Source organism: Desulfovibrio piger (assembly GCF_012843875.1).
Classification (GTDB): domain Bacteria; phylum Desulfobacterota; class Desulfovibrionia; order Desulfovibrionales; family Desulfovibrionaceae; genus Desulfovibrio.
This window is the reverse complement of record NZ_JABAFY010000034.1, coordinates 1-14,507: the sequence shown is the minus strand read 5'-3', so window position 1 is coordinate 14,507 and position 14,507 is coordinate 1. Positions and strand designations below refer to the sequence as shown.

Annotated in this window: 12 protein-coding genes and 1 tRNA gene; 3 read left to right on the top strand and 10 right to left on the bottom strand. The window is 62.8% G+C overall.

Annotation, left to right across the window (positions count from 1 at the left end):
* Positions 1 to 90 precede the first annotated feature (90 nt).
* The 6 genes from HF854_RS08985 to lysS form a co-directional block, all read right to left on the bottom strand.
* Positions 91 to 627, bottom strand: a complete 537-nt coding sequence (locus HF854_RS08985) for an OmpH/Skp family outer membrane protein (protein WP_168935974.1) — start codon at positions 625 to 627, stop codon at positions 91 to 93.
* 106 nt (positions 628 to 733) lie between these two features.
* On the bottom strand, positions 734 to 2,614 hold the full coding sequence (locus HF854_RS08980) for an N-acetylmuramoyl-L-alanine amidase (protein WP_168935973.1): 1,881 nt from the start codon (positions 2,612 to 2,614) through the stop codon (positions 734 to 736).
* A gap of 221 nt (positions 2,615 to 2,835) precedes the next feature.
* On the bottom strand, positions 2,836 to 5,604 hold the full coding sequence (bamA, locus tag HF854_RS08975) for an outer membrane protein assembly factor BamA (protein WP_240937707.1): 2,769 nt from the start codon (positions 5,602 to 5,604) through the stop codon (positions 2,836 to 2,838).
* Positions 5,585 to 6,268 carry an ABC transporter ATP-binding protein gene (locus HF854_RS08970; protein ID WP_168935972.1) on the bottom strand — a complete coding sequence of 228 codons (684 nt, stop codon included), beginning with the start codon at positions 6,266 to 6,268 and terminating at the stop codon, positions 5,585 to 5,587. The genes bamA and HF854_RS08970 overlap by 20 nt, the downstream gene beginning before the upstream one ends.
* A 2-nt stretch (positions 6,269 to 6,270) precedes the next feature.
* Entirely contained in the window at positions 6,271 to 7,497 is a 1,227-nt protein-coding gene (locus HF854_RS08965) for a lipoprotein-releasing ABC transporter permease subunit (RefSeq protein WP_168935984.1), read from the bottom strand.
* Positions 7,498 to 7,509: 12 nt separating this feature from the next.
* Positions 7,510 to 9,021, bottom strand: a complete 1,512-nt coding sequence (gene lysS / locus HF854_RS08960) for a lysine--tRNA ligase (RefSeq protein ID WP_370684895.1) — start codon at positions 9,019 to 9,021, stop codon at positions 7,510 to 7,512.
* 293 nt (positions 9,022 to 9,314) lie between these two features.
* On the opposite strand from lysS, the gene HF854_RS08955 reads away from it, so the two are divergent.
* The 3 genes from HF854_RS08955 (at position 9,315) to HF854_RS08945 (ending at position 12,318) form a co-directional block, all read left to right on the top strand.
* Positions 9,315 to 9,878: a glycine cleavage system transcriptional repressor gene (locus tag HF854_RS08955; protein WP_006008363.1), complete on the top strand. Its 564-nt coding sequence runs from the start codon at positions 9,315 to 9,317 to the stop codon at positions 9,876 to 9,878.
* Between the two features lie 60 nt (positions 9,879 to 9,938).
* Positions 9,939 to 11,321, top strand: a complete 1,383-nt coding sequence (locus HF854_RS08950) for a PFL family protein (protein ID WP_168935971.1) — start codon at positions 9,939 to 9,941, stop codon at positions 11,319 to 11,321.
* Between the two features lie 298 nt (positions 11,322 to 11,619).
* Positions 11,620 to 12,318, top strand: a complete 699-nt coding sequence (locus tag HF854_RS08945) for a DNA-3-methyladenine glycosylase family protein (protein WP_168935970.1) — start codon at positions 11,620 to 11,622, stop codon at positions 12,316 to 12,318.
* A gap of 217 nt (positions 12,319 to 12,535) precedes the next feature.
* On the opposite strand, the gene HF854_RS08940 is transcribed toward HF854_RS08945, so the two are convergent.
* The 4 genes from HF854_RS08940 to HF854_RS08925 form a co-directional block, all read right to left on the bottom strand.
* On the bottom strand, positions 12,536 to 13,027 hold the full coding sequence (locus HF854_RS08940; protein ID WP_205906080.1) for a GlcG/HbpS family heme-binding protein: 492 nt from the start codon (positions 13,025 to 13,027) through the stop codon (positions 12,536 to 12,538).
* Positions 13,028 to 13,241: 214 nt separating this feature from the next.
* Complete coding sequence (locus HF854_RS08935) at positions 13,242 to 14,021, bottom strand: sulfite exporter TauE/SafE family protein (RefSeq protein WP_168935969.1); 780 nt, start codon at positions 14,019 to 14,021, stop codon at positions 13,242 to 13,244.
* A 1-nt stretch (position 14,022) separates the two neighbouring features.
* Positions 14,023 to 14,370 (bottom strand): DMT family protein, encoded by a 348-nt coding sequence (locus HF854_RS08930; RefSeq protein ID WP_006008375.1) that lies wholly within the window; start codon positions 14,368 to 14,370, stop codon positions 14,023 to 14,025.
* A gap of 61 nt (positions 14,371 to 14,431) precedes the next feature.
* Positions 14,432 to 14,507: transfer RNA gene (locus tag HF854_RS08925), tRNA-Thr, on the bottom strand.

Here is a 14,507-nt window from a genome sequence, read left to right as displayed (position 1 = left end):
CTGGCGCAAGACAAGGCGGCCTGCTGCCGGCAGGCGGGCAAAAAAAAGCCCCCTGCGGACAGGGGGCTCGAGATCCAGCTGTGGGGGCGCTTACTTGCTGCCCTTGGCCTTGTCTTCCTTGTGGAGACGGTTGACTTCGGCCAGCACGTCCTGGGTCAGGTCCATGGTCTGGTCGGCGTAGAGGACGCCACCGGCGGTGATGTCCACCACGAAGTTGAAGCCCTTCTTCTGGGCCACGTTGTAGGTGGCGTTGAAGACCATGGTGACCATATCCTGGCGCAGCTTCACTTCGTCCTGTTCCACCTTGCGCAGGAAGTTGCGGGTCTTCTGGTCCAGTTCCTGCTTCTTGCGGATGAAGGCCAGCTTCTTTTCATCAGAGGCCTTGGGGCCCTTCAGTTCCTCGGCAGACTTCTTCAGGGCTTCGCCCTGCTTTTCCAGAGCGGCACGCTCTTTGCCGTACTTGCTTTCCATCTGCTTTTTGGCGGCCTGGGCAGGTTCGCTCTGGGTGGCGACAGCCTGCATGTCCACGACGCCGATCTTGGCGGCAGCAGGTTCAGCGGCATTGGCGGCAACGGCCCCCGCCATCATCAGGCAGACCGCAAGGGTCAGATACATCAGTTTGCGCATGGAAAAAACTCCCTTTGATCGAATGCTCCGCGGATCGAGGATGCCGCCAGGCAGTGATTGTGTAGGTTTTCTGGTAGCAAGAGGGAAACCTCTTGTTTACCTTTCATCACATAGCACCAGAGGCAGGGGGCGTCAAGGAATTCTGGGCCGTGCGGTTCTGCCGCACGCGGTCGCTGTAGCTCAGGATGCCCTCGGCCAGACCTTCGGCCAGGATCATGCGGTAGCGGGCGTCGAGCAGGTTGCGGGCCTCATGCGGATTGGAGCAGTAGCCCACTTCCACCAGGACGCAGGGCATGCGCGCACCCAGCAGGACGATGAAGGGAGCCGCCCGGGTGCCGTTGTCGCGCACGGTATAGCCGCGGCGCTTCAGACGGGCCAGGGACTGCTTCTGGATGTCGGTGGCCAGCCGGCGGCTCTCGTACTGGCGGGCCGTGAGCATGCCGTCGGACAGGATCTTCTGGACCTCGCCCAGGTTCCTGTCGTTGCGGGCGTTTTCCTGGCTGGCCACACGCACGGCCCGGGGATCGCGGGAGATGTCCAGGTAATAGGTCTCGAAGCCGTTGATGCCGCGGTCCTCATGGGCGTTGACGTGGATGGAGACGAACAGGTCCGCGCCTGCCTGGTTGGCTTTGCCGGTGCGGTCCCGCAGGCTCACGGCCACGTCCTTGCGCCGGCTGTAGATGACCTCCAGGCCGTTGTCCTCCAGCAGGCGGCCCAGACGCAGGGCGATGTCCAGCGTGATGTTGCGCTCGATCACGTCATTGTGGATGGTGCCCGGATCACGTCCGCCGTGCCCGGCGTCGATGAACACGCGCTGCACGGAAAGGCCCGGCTGCCCGGCCACCACATTGTTGACCCGGACGGCCTTGCCCTTGCCGGCGGAGGCATCCGCCAGACGGCTGTCCGCAGCGGCGGGGGCCATCTGCTGCCGCATGGCCGTGGCCTGGGGGCGCATGTCGCCACGGGGATATTCTTTTTCCAGACGGGCCAGCAGGCGCACGGCCTCGGTGCGGTCTTTCAGTTCCTCGGCACTGATCTGCGCCGCCTGCAGCAGGGCATCGTCAGCCAGGGCGCTGCCGGGGAATTCTTCCGGCACACGCAGCAGCAGGGTACGGGCCGTGCGGTAGTCGGCGGCAAGGTGGGAACAGTCGGCCAGGGAACGGGCGCTGACTCCGGCACGGAACAGGGCCGCCGCGCTGACCGTGGCATTGGGACGGCTCTGGTAGACCTGCATGAAATCGCCCTGCAGGTTTTCCCAGGGTTCGCGCCAGCAGGAACGACGCTTGTCGGCACGCAGGAGCTCCATGGTCTTCTTGGAATTCTCATAACGCTGCAGGGCCTGGCGGGCATCGTCTGCCGGAGGGGTGTCGGATATCTGACGGGCAGGCTGCACGGAAGGCTGCGGGGCATCCTTGCCCGGGGCCAGTTCCTGCCGCAGGCGGCGGGCTTCGGCGTACATGTCGCCGCGCGGATAATCCCGGCAGAGCGTATCCAGCAGCTTCAACGCGCCCCGGGTGTCCTTGAGCCTGTCGGCCCGGATACGGGCGGCACGCAGCAGGGCATCATCGGCCAGGCGGCTGCTCTCGTGCTGCCGGGCCACTTCCTCGAAAGTCCCGGCGGCCTTGCGGGCGTCGGAGATGGCGAAGGAGCGGCGGGAAAGCTCTTCGTAGCATTCCGCGGCCTTGAACAGGGCGGCAGGACGGTTGGCCCAGGTGGTGGCGTTCTGATGGATGGCATGGAAGGACGCGGCCACTTCTTCCCAAGGGGCACGCTGCATGCCGCGTTTATTGTCCTGGCGCAAGGCATCCATGTCGTCCTTGGCGGCTTCATAGCGCTGCGCGGGGGACAGGGTGGCGCCATGGCTGATGGTATGGCAGAAGGCCGCCAGAAGGGAAAAGGCCAGGATGAATCCCAGAGGAGGCAGGATACGGGCCATCATGCCGGGGGACTGGGGACGGGGAGCGGGGGTGACTTTTTTCCTGGCCATGACACAGAACTCGCTGGATAGTGGCTGCTCCCGGGAGGGGAACTTTGCCGTAGCCTATCCTTTGCAGGTTGCGTGCCATGAAGATGTTTTTTATTAAAAAGATGTGTTTTCAGTATATTACAAGCTCTCCGTGTAGGCCCCTCCAAGGGAGTGTCTGTTTTCCGACATAAAAAAAAGCTCCCCGAAGGGAGCTTTTTTGACGCGAAGGAGATCAGCCCGGCCTAGAAGAACTGGCCCATGCTGAATTCCAGACGGCCCTGCTCACGCTCGCCGTCGTAGTCCTTGGACAGGGGATAGCCATAGGCCAGGCGCAGGTCGCCCATGGGCGAACGCCAGCGCAGTTCCAGACCGGCGGAGTAGACGATCTTGTCGTTGAAGTCGTCGGCCATGGTCTTGTGATCGATGTTGAAACCGGCATCGAAGAAGGGCACCAGGGCCAGGCCCATGTCCTTCTGGAAGGTCCAGATGTATTCCACGTTCAGCACGCCCATGCGGTCACCACCGATCTGGTCGCCGCCATACTTGTCGTCGCGGGGCGAGAGGTCGGAGTAGGAGTAACCGCGCACGGTATCCATGCCGCCCAGCCAGAAGCGTTCGAACACGGGCACACGGCTGCTGGTGTTCTGGAACACCCCGCCCACGCGGGCGCGCAGGTGGAAGGTGTTTTCGGGATTGATGGACCAGAAGCCCTGCCAGTCGGCCACGGCCTTGATGAAGTTGTCGGTACCGCCCAGGCCGCCGCCGCCGTATTCGGCCCACAGGCGTGCGATGGTGCCCCTGGTGGGACGGGCGCGGTCGTCGGTGGTATCGCGCAGGATGCGGGCGGAGATGGCGCTGGTCCAGTTGGTGCCCTTGTAGTCGGAGATGTAGGGCGAAGCATCGGCATCCACGTTATAGAGGTCGTAGCGTTCCAGGCGGTAGCCGATACCCACGGACGTATATTCACCGATGGGATAGCCAAAGCGGATGGTGTCACCGATGGTTTCCTTGGTGAAGTCGTCCCAGTAGTCGTAGATGTAGTAGATGTCGTTGCCGAAGGACAGGTCGGTATCGTAGACGCGCGGGTTGGTGAAGGAGAACACGCCCGACGTGCGGCGCCAGGAGAAGAAGCCCTGCAGCTGCACCTGATAGCCGCGGCCGAAGAGGTTGCGCTCCATGATGGAGGCCGTCACGCCCACGTCATAATAGGTGGAATAGCCGATACCGCCCATGAGGGCACCGGTGTTGTCTTCCTTGACCTTGATCTTGAGGTCCACTTCGTCAGGACGATCGGTGGGGATCAGTTCGCTGTCGATGGCGGAGAAGTAGCGCAGGCGGTTCAGGCGTTCGGCGGAACGGCGCATCTTTTCGCCTTCGTACTGGTCGCCGTCGCCCAGGCGCATCTCGCGCAGGATAACGTTGTCACGGGTCTTGGTGTTGCCGTCGACCATCAGGCGGCGGATGAAGACCTTTTCCTTCTTGTTGACCATGTAGCCCACGTCCACCATGGGCTCGTCGCCTTCCACCTTCATGACGCGGGTGTCCACCTCGGCAAAGGCGTAACCGCGGTCGGTGTAGAAGTTGGTCAGGCGCTTGCTGTCTTCCTGCATGACGGTGATGGAGAAGTAGTCGTTGTCCTTCTTCCATTCGTCCATCTCGACCACGTCCAGCATGGCCTGTTCTTCGTCGATGATGTCACCGCCGAACTTGATGTCGTGGATCTTGTAGCGGGGGCCTTCATGGACCTTGAAGGTCACATAGATGCCGTCTTCCTTGTACTGCACGTCGGGAGCGGCCACCTGGATGTCCACGAAACCTTGGTTCAGGCCGTAGGCGGCGATGGCGTTGGTATCACGCTCCAGGTGTTCTTCCTTGAGCACGCCGGTGCCCGTGAACCAGGAGAAGATGTTGCGGGGCTTGAGGGCCAGGTACTTGTCCATGTCGCCCTTGTCCAGCTGCTCCAGGCCCTCGATCTTGACTTCCTTGATGTAGAGCTTGTTGCCTTCTTCCACCTGGATGACCAGCACGGCGCCGCGGCCGCCGGAGCGGCTGTCCAGACGGTAGCTGGAACGGGCCAGATAGTAGCCTTCCTTGCGGTAGAGTTCGTTGATCTTCTGCAGGTCGTCGGCGATGAGCTGTTCGTTGAGCACGTTGCCGGACTTGGTGCCCATGGCGGCGATCACGTCCTCGGCATCGATCTCGTGGGAACCTTCCACGATGATGTTCTCGATGCGGGGCTTTTCCGCCACGGTGAAGACCAGCACGTTGCCTTCCATGTGGGCCTGGACGTCACTGAAGTAGCCCAGTTCCCAGATGCGCTTGACTTCTTCGTTGATGTCGTTGGCGGAGGGGGTGTCGCCCTTGCGGATGGAGAGGCGCATGAGGACCACTTCGGGGTCCATGACCTGCAGGCCGCGCACCTGCACGTCGGCCAGAGCACCCTTGGCGGTGCCCATGGGCACGAAGTCGGCGCGACCGATGGGATCGTTGGGTTCGGTGCGGGGAGCGCTGCTGGCCGCAGGGGCGGCGGCAGCGGCACCGGCCAGCATGCCGGAAGCCTGACCGGCCATGGCGGCGGCGCATTCATTGAGGCTCAGCAGGGAGGGGCGATCGAAGTTGGCAGGCTTGGCCTGGCCTTCGTTCACCGGCACCAGCAGGGACTGCAGGGCAAAGCCTTCGCCGTTCTGCTTGAAGCTGCCGAACAGCACCAGCTCGGCGCCCGCTTTTTTGCCCAGCTCGCGGGCAGCGGCCATGTCGATGCTGCCGCCGCGGGAGGACAGCAGGCTGCGGGCCTTGTCCATGGGGATGACGGACAGACCGCGCTGCTGCATCTCCGTACCGATGATCTGCGGCACATCCCGGGCCGCATTGGGCATCTCAGGGCCGGCAGTGACCTGGAAGGGCAACACCAGCACCGTGTTTCCCGCAGCCTGCAGCGGGGCGGCTCCCCACAGGCAGGCCAGCAGGGCGAAACAGAACAGGCCCAGCCAATTACGCAAATGTTTTTTCATACAGAGTCCCCGCTCTCAGTTCCAGACTACGATTCATGGTGGCGGCCAGCTCGCGGTTGTGGGTGACAATCACGAGGGTCATGCCCAGTTCGCGATTCAGTTCGCGCATCAGGGTGCTGACCTGCTCACCAGTATTTTCGTCAAGGTTGCCCGTGGGTTCGTCAGCCAGCAGCACCCGGGGGCGCAGCAAAACGGCGCGAGCGATGGCTACCCGCTGCCGCTCCCCGCCGGACAGGGTGGAGACCTTGCTCTCCACACGGTGGGCAAGACCTACGCGTTCCAGCATGGTACGGGCATCGGGCAGCACATCGGCACGACAGGCACCGCCTATCAGGGCCGGCATGGCCACGTTTTCCAAGGCCGAGAATTCCGGCAGGAGATGATGGAACTGAAACACGAAGCCCAGCGTCCTGTTGCGGAAGCGGGCCTTTTCGTCAGGCCTCATCTCGGACATGTCCCGGCCGTCAAAAAAGATTTTTCCACTGCTTGGAGTATCAAGAGCCCCCATAAGATGCAAGAGGGTACTCTTGCCGGAGCCGGAGGTCCCCACGATGGCCAGGGACTCTCCTTCTTCCACGGAAAGGTTGATATCCTTGAATATCTCGAGGTTCTCCGGGCCGGAGAACCGCTTGCCCACATGTTCGAATTTGTAGAGCTCGGCCATGATCACTCGTAGCGCAGGGCTTCCGCGGGCTCAAGGCGTGCGGCCTGCCGCGCCGGGTACAGGGTTGCCAGGAAACAGAGCAGCATGGCGCTGGCCCCGATGATGAGCACGTCCTGCCAGGTGATGATGATGGGCAGGTGATCCAGGGTGTAGACGTTCTCGGGCAGCTTGATGAAGCGGTAACGCTTCAGCGCCCAGCCCAGGCTCAGGCCCATGCCGTAACCCAGCAGGGTGCCCACGAAACCGATGATGGTGCCCTGGAGCATGAAGATGCGGCGGATCATGGAACGGGTGGCGCCCATGGACATGAGGATGGCGATGTCGCGGGTCTTCTCCATGACCAGCATGACCAGGGAGGTCACGATGGAGAAGGAGCCGATGAGCACCACCATGGTCAGCAGGATGAACATGCCGATCTTTTCCAGCTTGAGGGCCGCGAAAAGGTTGGCGTTCATCTCCATCCAGTGGCGCACATAGAAGGGGGAGCCCAGGGTGTCCTGCACGCTCTGGGCGATGGCGTCGGCCTTGTAGACGTCGTCCACCATGATCTCGATGCCGGTGAGGAAGCCGTCGGGCAGGCCGAGGATGTCGCGCGCGGCCTTGAGGTCCACGAAGGCCAGGGTGGCATCGTATTCGAACATGCCGGTCTTGAAGATGCCCACCACCTCGAAGGGGCGGATGCGCGGTGAATAGCCGGTGGCGCCCTTTTCCCCGGAGGGGGAGAGCAGGTTGACGCGGCTGCCCAGGCCGATGCCCAGACGCTTGGCCAGCTCCTCGCCGATGACGATGCCCGGCGTGCCCTCGCGTTTCAGATCGGTCACGGAGCCGCGACGGATCTCGCGCAGCATGCTCAGGACCTTGGGCGCGCTTTCGGGATCGATGCCGCGCAGCACCAGGCCTTTGACGCCGCCGGCGGCGGAGAGCATGACTTCCGTATAGATGAAGGGCGTGGCGCCGCGCACATGCTCCACGGCCTCCACGCGCCGCACCAGGTCGGGGTGCTGCTGGAAGGCCGCGGGCACGTAAGACATGACGATGCCGTGGGCATTGGCGCCGATGATCTTGTCACGCATGTCGGTGGTCAGGCCGTTGTAGACGCCCAGGACCACCACCAGGGCGCCGACGCCGAGGGCGACGCCCAGGATGGACATGATGGAGATGATGTAGATGAAGGTCTGTTTGCGGCGTGAGAACAGATATCTCAGCGCCACAAACAGCTCAAAGGGCATGCGCATGCTTGTTTAGAACTCCGGACGCAGCAGCGGGAAGAGGATGACTTCGCGGATGGAGGCGGAGTCCGTCAGCAGCATGACGAGGCGGTCGATACCGATGCCTTCGCCGGCCGCCGGGGGCATGCCGTATTCCAGGGCGCGCAGGAAGTCCTCGTCCATGGCGTGGGCTTCGTCGTCGCCGGCCTCCTTCTCGCGCACCTGCTCTTCGAAGCGCAGACGCTGGTCCACGGGGTCGTTGAGCTCGGAGAAGGCGTTGGCCAGTTCACGACCGGTGATGAACAGTTCGAAACGGTCCGTCAGGTCGGGGTGCTCGTTGTTACGGCGCGACAGGGGCGAGATCTCGGTGGGGTAGTGGTAGATGAAGTGGGGCTGGATCAGCTTCTCTTCCACATCCAGATCGAAGAGCTTGGCGTGCAGTTTGGGCAGGCTCTCGCTGTCGGTGGCCTTTTCGCCGCGGCTGCGGATGTAGTCGCGCACCTTGTTGTAGTCGTTGTAGAATTCGGGGCTGTGGCCGCCGATTTTGGTCAGCGATTCGTAGAAGGACATGCGGGTCCACTTGCCGGGGGTGAGGTCGATCTCCTGGCCCTGGTAGGTGATGACCGTGCCACCGCAGACCTTGTTGGCCAGACGGGCGAAGAGCTCTTCGGTCAGGTCCATGAGGTCGTGGAAGTTGGCGTAGGCCCAGTAGAATTCACAGGAGGTGAATTCCGGGTTGTGGCGGGTGTCGATGCCTTCGTTACGGAAGTTGCGGTTGAGCTCGAAGACCTTTTCGAAGCCGCCCACCAGCAGACGCTTGAGGTACAGCTCGGGCGCGATGCGCATGTAGAGCTTGAGGTCCAGGGCGTTGTGGTAGGTCTCGAAGGGGCGGGCGGCGGCGCCACCGGCCACGGCCTGCATCATGGGAGTCTCCACTTCCATGAAGCCGCGCTCTTCGAGGAAGCGGCGGAACTCGCTCACGATCATGCTGCGCTTGCGGAAGATCTCGCGGGCGCGCTCGGTGACGATGAGGTCCACATAGCGCTGGCGGTAGCGGGTCTCCATGTCCTTGAGGCCGTGATACTTTTCCGGCAGGGGACGCATGGAGCGCGTGATGAGCTTGAGGTTGCGACAGGAGATGGTCAGCTCGCCCGTCTTGGTATGGAAAAGATGGCCGGACACGCCGACGATGTCGCCCACGTCCAGCTTCTTCACTACATTATAAACCTCTTCGGGCAGTTCCTCGCGGCTGGCGTAGCACTGGATGCGGCCGCTCTCGTCCATGATGTGGAAGAAGGCCACCTTGCCGAAGGAACGCAGCGAGACGATGCGGCCGGCGATGGCGAACACGTCCCCCTTGGCTTCCAGCTCTTCGGCGCTCAGGCTGCCGAAATTGTCCAGCACCCAGCTGACGGCATGTTCCTTGCGGAAATCATTGGGGAACAGCGGCACACCGGCGTCCAGCAGGTCACAGGCTTTGACGACGCGGTTTTTGATGACTTCGTTGAGCATGTCGCGCTCGGCAAAGCCCTCAAGCATGGGCATGAAATAGGCGGCGTGCTGCGACTTGGTATTCAGCTTGATCTTTTGCTTCTTAGGACTCTTTTCCCGGTTTTCCACTGCAAACTCCTGCTTCGGGCATGGCCCGGCCCTCTTTCGGGCTCAACGGTTGAATGGCTAGAGGTATGCCATTCAGGCCCCGTCGTCAAGGTTCGGGGCCGGGGGACCTCTGCGGCCCAAGGGTGCCTTTCGGCCAGGAAAATGATAAAGTAGTCATACTTGAATTTCATTGAAGCATAGTTTACCGTTTTCAAAACGTAACCCCGCAAGGACCGAACATGAAAAAATTGACCATCTCCTTTCTCGGCCGGGACTGTCCCGGCATCGTTTCCGCGGTAAGCCAGATCCTCGGGCAGACCGGCTGCAATATTATCGAGGTCACCCAGACCATCCTTTGCGGTGAGTTCGCGGCCATCTTTATCGTCCAGGCCCCTGAAAACGTGACGGAAGAATCCCTGCACACCCAGCTGGCCCTGGGCCTGGTGGATGCCAAGCTCGACCTTTCCGTGCTGGTGCGCCCGGCCGTGGAAGGCCGTTGGGAAGACTCCGTGGTCAGCCAGCCCTTCGTGGTCACGGTGGACGGCCCCGACCGCCCCGGCCTCATCGCTGCCATGAGCCGCGTCTTTGCCCGTCACGGCGTCAACATCGACAGCCTCAAGGCCGTTCTGGGCCAGGATCACAGCAATCACGCCCTGTTCGTGTTCGAGGTCAAGGTCCCCGAAAATGCGGACCTCGGCCGCCTGCGTCGCGAGCTGGCCAGCGAAGGCCAGGCCCAGGGCCTGCGCGTCAGCGTGCAGCACCGCGACATCTTCGAAGCCGTCCATCGTATCGGCTCCTTCTAGGATCCCGTCCGTCCCGGGAGCGCGGCAGGACCGCCTCCGCAAGTATCATAAGGAATATCCATGCTTTCTGAACGCGAAGTTATCAATACGCTCAACATGCTCCGCAACGAGCATCTGGACGTGCGCACCGTGACCCTGGGCGTGAGCCTGTTCGACTGTGTCAGCCATGACATCGACCTCTTCACCGGCAACGTCAAAGCCAAGCTGCACCGCTATGCCTCCCAGCTGGTCAACGTCTGCAACGAAGTGGGCGACAAGTACGGCATCCCGGTGGTCAATAAACGTATCAGCGTCAGCCCCATCGCCGTGGTGGGGGCCCCCTTCGGCCCCGACGGCATGGTGCGCGTCTGTCAGGCCCTGGACGAAGCGGCCAAGGAAGCCGGCGTCGACTTCCTGGGCGGTTTCTCCGCCCTGGTGGAAAAAGGTTTCGCCAACGGTGACCGCGCCCTCATCGAGGCCCTGCCCGAAGCCCTGGCCACCACGGACCGCATCTGCTCCTCCATCAACGTGGCCTCTTCCCGCTCCGGCATCAATATGGATGCCGTGGCCCTGATGGGCGAACAGATCCTCAAGGTGGCCCAGACCACGGCCGACCGCGGCGGCCTTGGCTGCGCCAAGCTGGTGGTCTTCGCCAACATCCCGCAGGACGTGCCCTTCATGGCCGGTGCCTACCTGGGCGTGGGCGAGCCCGACGTGGTCATCAACGTGGGCGTCTCCGGCCCCGGCGTGGTCAAGAAGGCCATCGACCGCGCCCTGGAGCACAGCCGTAACGGCGGCAAGCCCATGACCCTGCTGGATGTGGCCGAAGTCATCAAGCGTACGGCCTACAAGGTGACCCGCGTGGGCGAGATGATCGGTAACGAAGTGGCCCAGCGTCTGGGCCTGCCCTTCGGCGTGGCCGACCTTTCCCTGGCCCCCACCCCGGCCGTGGGCGACAGCGTGGGCGAGATCTTCCAGAGCGTGGGCCTGTCCAGCATCGGTGCGCCCGGCACCACGGCCGTGCTGGCCATGCTCAACGATGCCGTGAAGAAGGGCGGCGCCTTCGCCTCCTCTTCGGTGGGCGGCCTGTCCGGCGCCTTCATCCCCGTTTCCGAAGACTCCAGCATCGAGGCGGCCGCCACCTCCGGCCTGCTGAGCCTGGAAAAGCTGGAAGCCATGACCAGCGTCTGCTCCGTGGGCCTGGACATGATCGCCATTCCCGGCGACACCCCGGCCAGCACCATTTCCGGCCTCATCGCCGACGAAATGGCCATCGGCATGATCAACCACAAGACCACGGCCGTGCGCGTCATCCCCGTGCCCGGCAAGGGCGTGGGCGAAGAAGTGAGCTTCGGCGGCCTGCTGGGCAAGGCGGCCATCATCCCCGTGCCCAAGGGCGATGCCAGCGCCTTCATCGGTCTGGGCGGTCGCATCCCGGCTCCCATCCACAGCCTGAAGAACTAGCCGGCAGACAACAACAATAAGAAAAGGACGGGATATTTTCCCGTCCTTTTTGTTTTGGGGAGAAGGCGTCCGCCATTCCTCAACGTTCGGGCCGTTGATACGGACAGACGGCGGGCGAGTCCGGCAAATCGTCCGGGGGCCTCTCTCTTTTTATGGGGGGCCGGCAACTGGATGCCTGGACACGCACAGGACGATAGCCGCCGTTCTCATGCAGGCGGTTTTGCTTTTTGCTGAGCTGTGGCATCAGAAGGGCAGGGACGATGGCCGGAAGCGGCCGGACAAACAGGGGAGGGCATCGATGCCGGAAGGGAATTTTTTCCACTACGATCAGGCGGCTGTGGATCATCTGGCCCGCAAGGACAAAAAACTGGCAGCGGCCATGCAGGCCATCGGCCCGGTGCGTCGGGAGGTCATGCCGGATCTTTTCCAGGCCCTGATGCATGCCATCACGGGCCAGCAGATCAGCATGGCGGCCCAGCGCACGGTCTGGGGACGCTTGTGCTGCCTGCTGGGCGAGGTCACGCCGCAAGCCCTGCTGGCCCAGCCGCAGACTGCCTTGCAGGCGCTGGGGCTTTCCGCGCGCAAGGTGGACTACATGCGCGGCATCGCCCGGCAGGTGGTGGACGGGGAACTGGATCTGCCGGGCATGGACGCTCTGGAGGACGCCGAAGTCTGCCGCCGTCTTGCCGCCCTGCGCGGCATCGGCGTCTGGACGGCCGAGATGCTGCTGCTTTTTTCCCTGCAGCGGCCCGACATCCTGAGCTATGACGATCTGGCCATCCGGCGCGGCCTACGCATGCTCTACCGCCACAAAGAGATGCCGCGCGAGCGCTTCGAGCGGTACCGCAGGCGCTTCTCGCCTTATGGTTCGCTGGCCTCGCTGTATCTGTGGGCCATCGCCGGCGGGGCATTGCCGGAGCTGGACGATCCGGCGGAACGCAAAAAGGGGAGATCCCGCCCTGCCGCGAGCCTCAAAAGCACGGTGACGAAAGACTGAGCGGCCCCTTCCCTTTCCATGACAAGCTGCCCGCGTGCATCGCTTCTTTCCCACGTTGGGCGACCGGCCGTGCTCCTGCCAGTTCATGAAGATAGGTGCCATGAAGAGAGCCGCATGGTGGGGCGCATCTTGCCGCGCCTGCCGGTTCTCCGGAACGTTGCACAAAAAAAGGCCCTGCGGTGTGTGTTCCGCAGGGCCTTTGCGTACGAGAAAAAGCCTACTTGAGGGCAGCGGCACCGGCCTTGGCCACGTTGGTGTCTTCGGCCACGCTACCACCGCTGACGCCGATGGCGCCCACGATGACGTTGTCGCGGATCAGCAGCTCACCGCCGCCGAAGATCACCAGACCGCCGTTGGTGGCTTCGATGCCGAACAGTTCCTGACCGGGCTGGGAAGCGGCGCCCAGCGTGGAGGTGGGCATGTTGAAGTAGCGGGCCGTGACGGCCTTCTTGGTGGAAACGTCGATGCTGCCGATGAAGGCGCCGTCCTGACGCACGAAGGCCTTCAGGTTGCCGCCAGCATCCACGATGGCGATATTCATGGGCACGCCCTGGGCTTTGGCCTTGACCAGAGCCGCATCGAGCACCTTCTGGGCTTCGGCCAGGGTCAGGTCGCCGGGGAGCTGGGTCGCGGGGGCCTTGGTCTTGGCCTGGGCCAGACCGGCGCAGAGAACGAGAGCCAGAACGAGAGGAGCGATACGCTTCAGCATACAGGACTCCTTTTGCCCGCAAGGGCTGTTTTCTCCTGCTCTAGCACTCCGCCGGGGCATGGGCAAGCGGTAACTATTTTTTTCATATGATGGTTGGGCAACCAATCATCGCCGCGCCGCAGCTCGTACGTCCGCTCCCTGTCCGCACCGGGGCCAAAACAAAAAAGCCGGCAGCGCATGGCTGCCGGCCTGGTATCGAAACGGAGCGGGAGGATCAGGCCCCAAGCAGATAGGGAGAGATAAAAAAGCGCCAGATCAGGGTGGCCAGCAGCAGGGAGAGCGAGACCCAGAGGAAGCGACGCACGGCTTCGGTACCGACCTTGATGGCCAGACGGCTGCCCAGCCAGTTGCCCGCGATGTTGGCGGCCATCATGGGCAGGCCGACGCTCCAGATGACGGCGCCGTTCCAGATGAAGAGGATCATGGCGCCGAGGTTGGAGGCAAAATTCATGACCTTGGACGTGGCCGAGGCTTCGAGGAGGCTGATGCGCAGGACCCAGTGCAGGGCCAGGATCAGGAAGCTGCCGGTGCCGGGACCGAAAAAGCCGTCATAGATGCCCACGATGAGGAAGCAGAGCGGCGCCAGTATCCAGTAACGGCGACCGGAGGTGAGCGGCGGATTTTTCTGCTCCTTCTTGGGCATGAGGGTGGCCAGCATGGCGAAGGGCAGCAGGAGCACCAGCACCTTGCCCAGCAGGTCGGGCGAGATGTAGAGGGCCAGCTCGGTGCCGATACCTGCCCCTACCAGCGAAAAGCCCACGCCCAGCAGGGCCAGCCGCCAGAGGATGAGGTTGCTGCGGGCGAAGTTGAGCATGGCCACGCCGGTGCCCAGGCAGCAGCCCACCTTGTTGGTGCCCAGGACCAGCTGGGGCGGCAGGCCGGAAAGCAGCAGGGCGGGGATGGTGATGAGGCCGCCGCCGCCCGCGATGGAATCGATGAAGCCCGCTACGAAGGCGGCGCAGGTACAGAAAAGGATGATAGCCGTGCTGACCATGCTACCATTCCTTGAAGATAACGTAGGCGGCCAGCACGATGAGGGCGAAACCCAGGATGTGGTTCCAGCGCAGGGTCTCGTGCAGGTAGAAGACGGAGAAGAGCGAGAAGACCGTCAGGGAGATGACCTCCTGGATGGTCTTCAGCTCCGCCGCATTGAAGTAGCCGTAACCGATGCGGTTGGCCGGGACCTGCAGCACGTACTCGAAAAAGGCGATGCACCAGCTGATGAAGATGACCATGGGCAGGGCCATGCTCTTGTGCTTCAGGTGACCGTACCAGGCGAAGGTCATGAAGACATTGGAGAGCACCAGCAGGCCGACTGTGGCGACCGGGACGGGGATCTGCATGACAGGCTCCTTGGAGCAGATAAAGAAAAAACGCCCATGTTTCCACAGGCGTTGAAATTTCTGGAGCCCTTGACCAGGATTGAACTGGTGACCTCATCCTTACCAAGGATGCACTCTACCGACTGAGCTACAAGGGC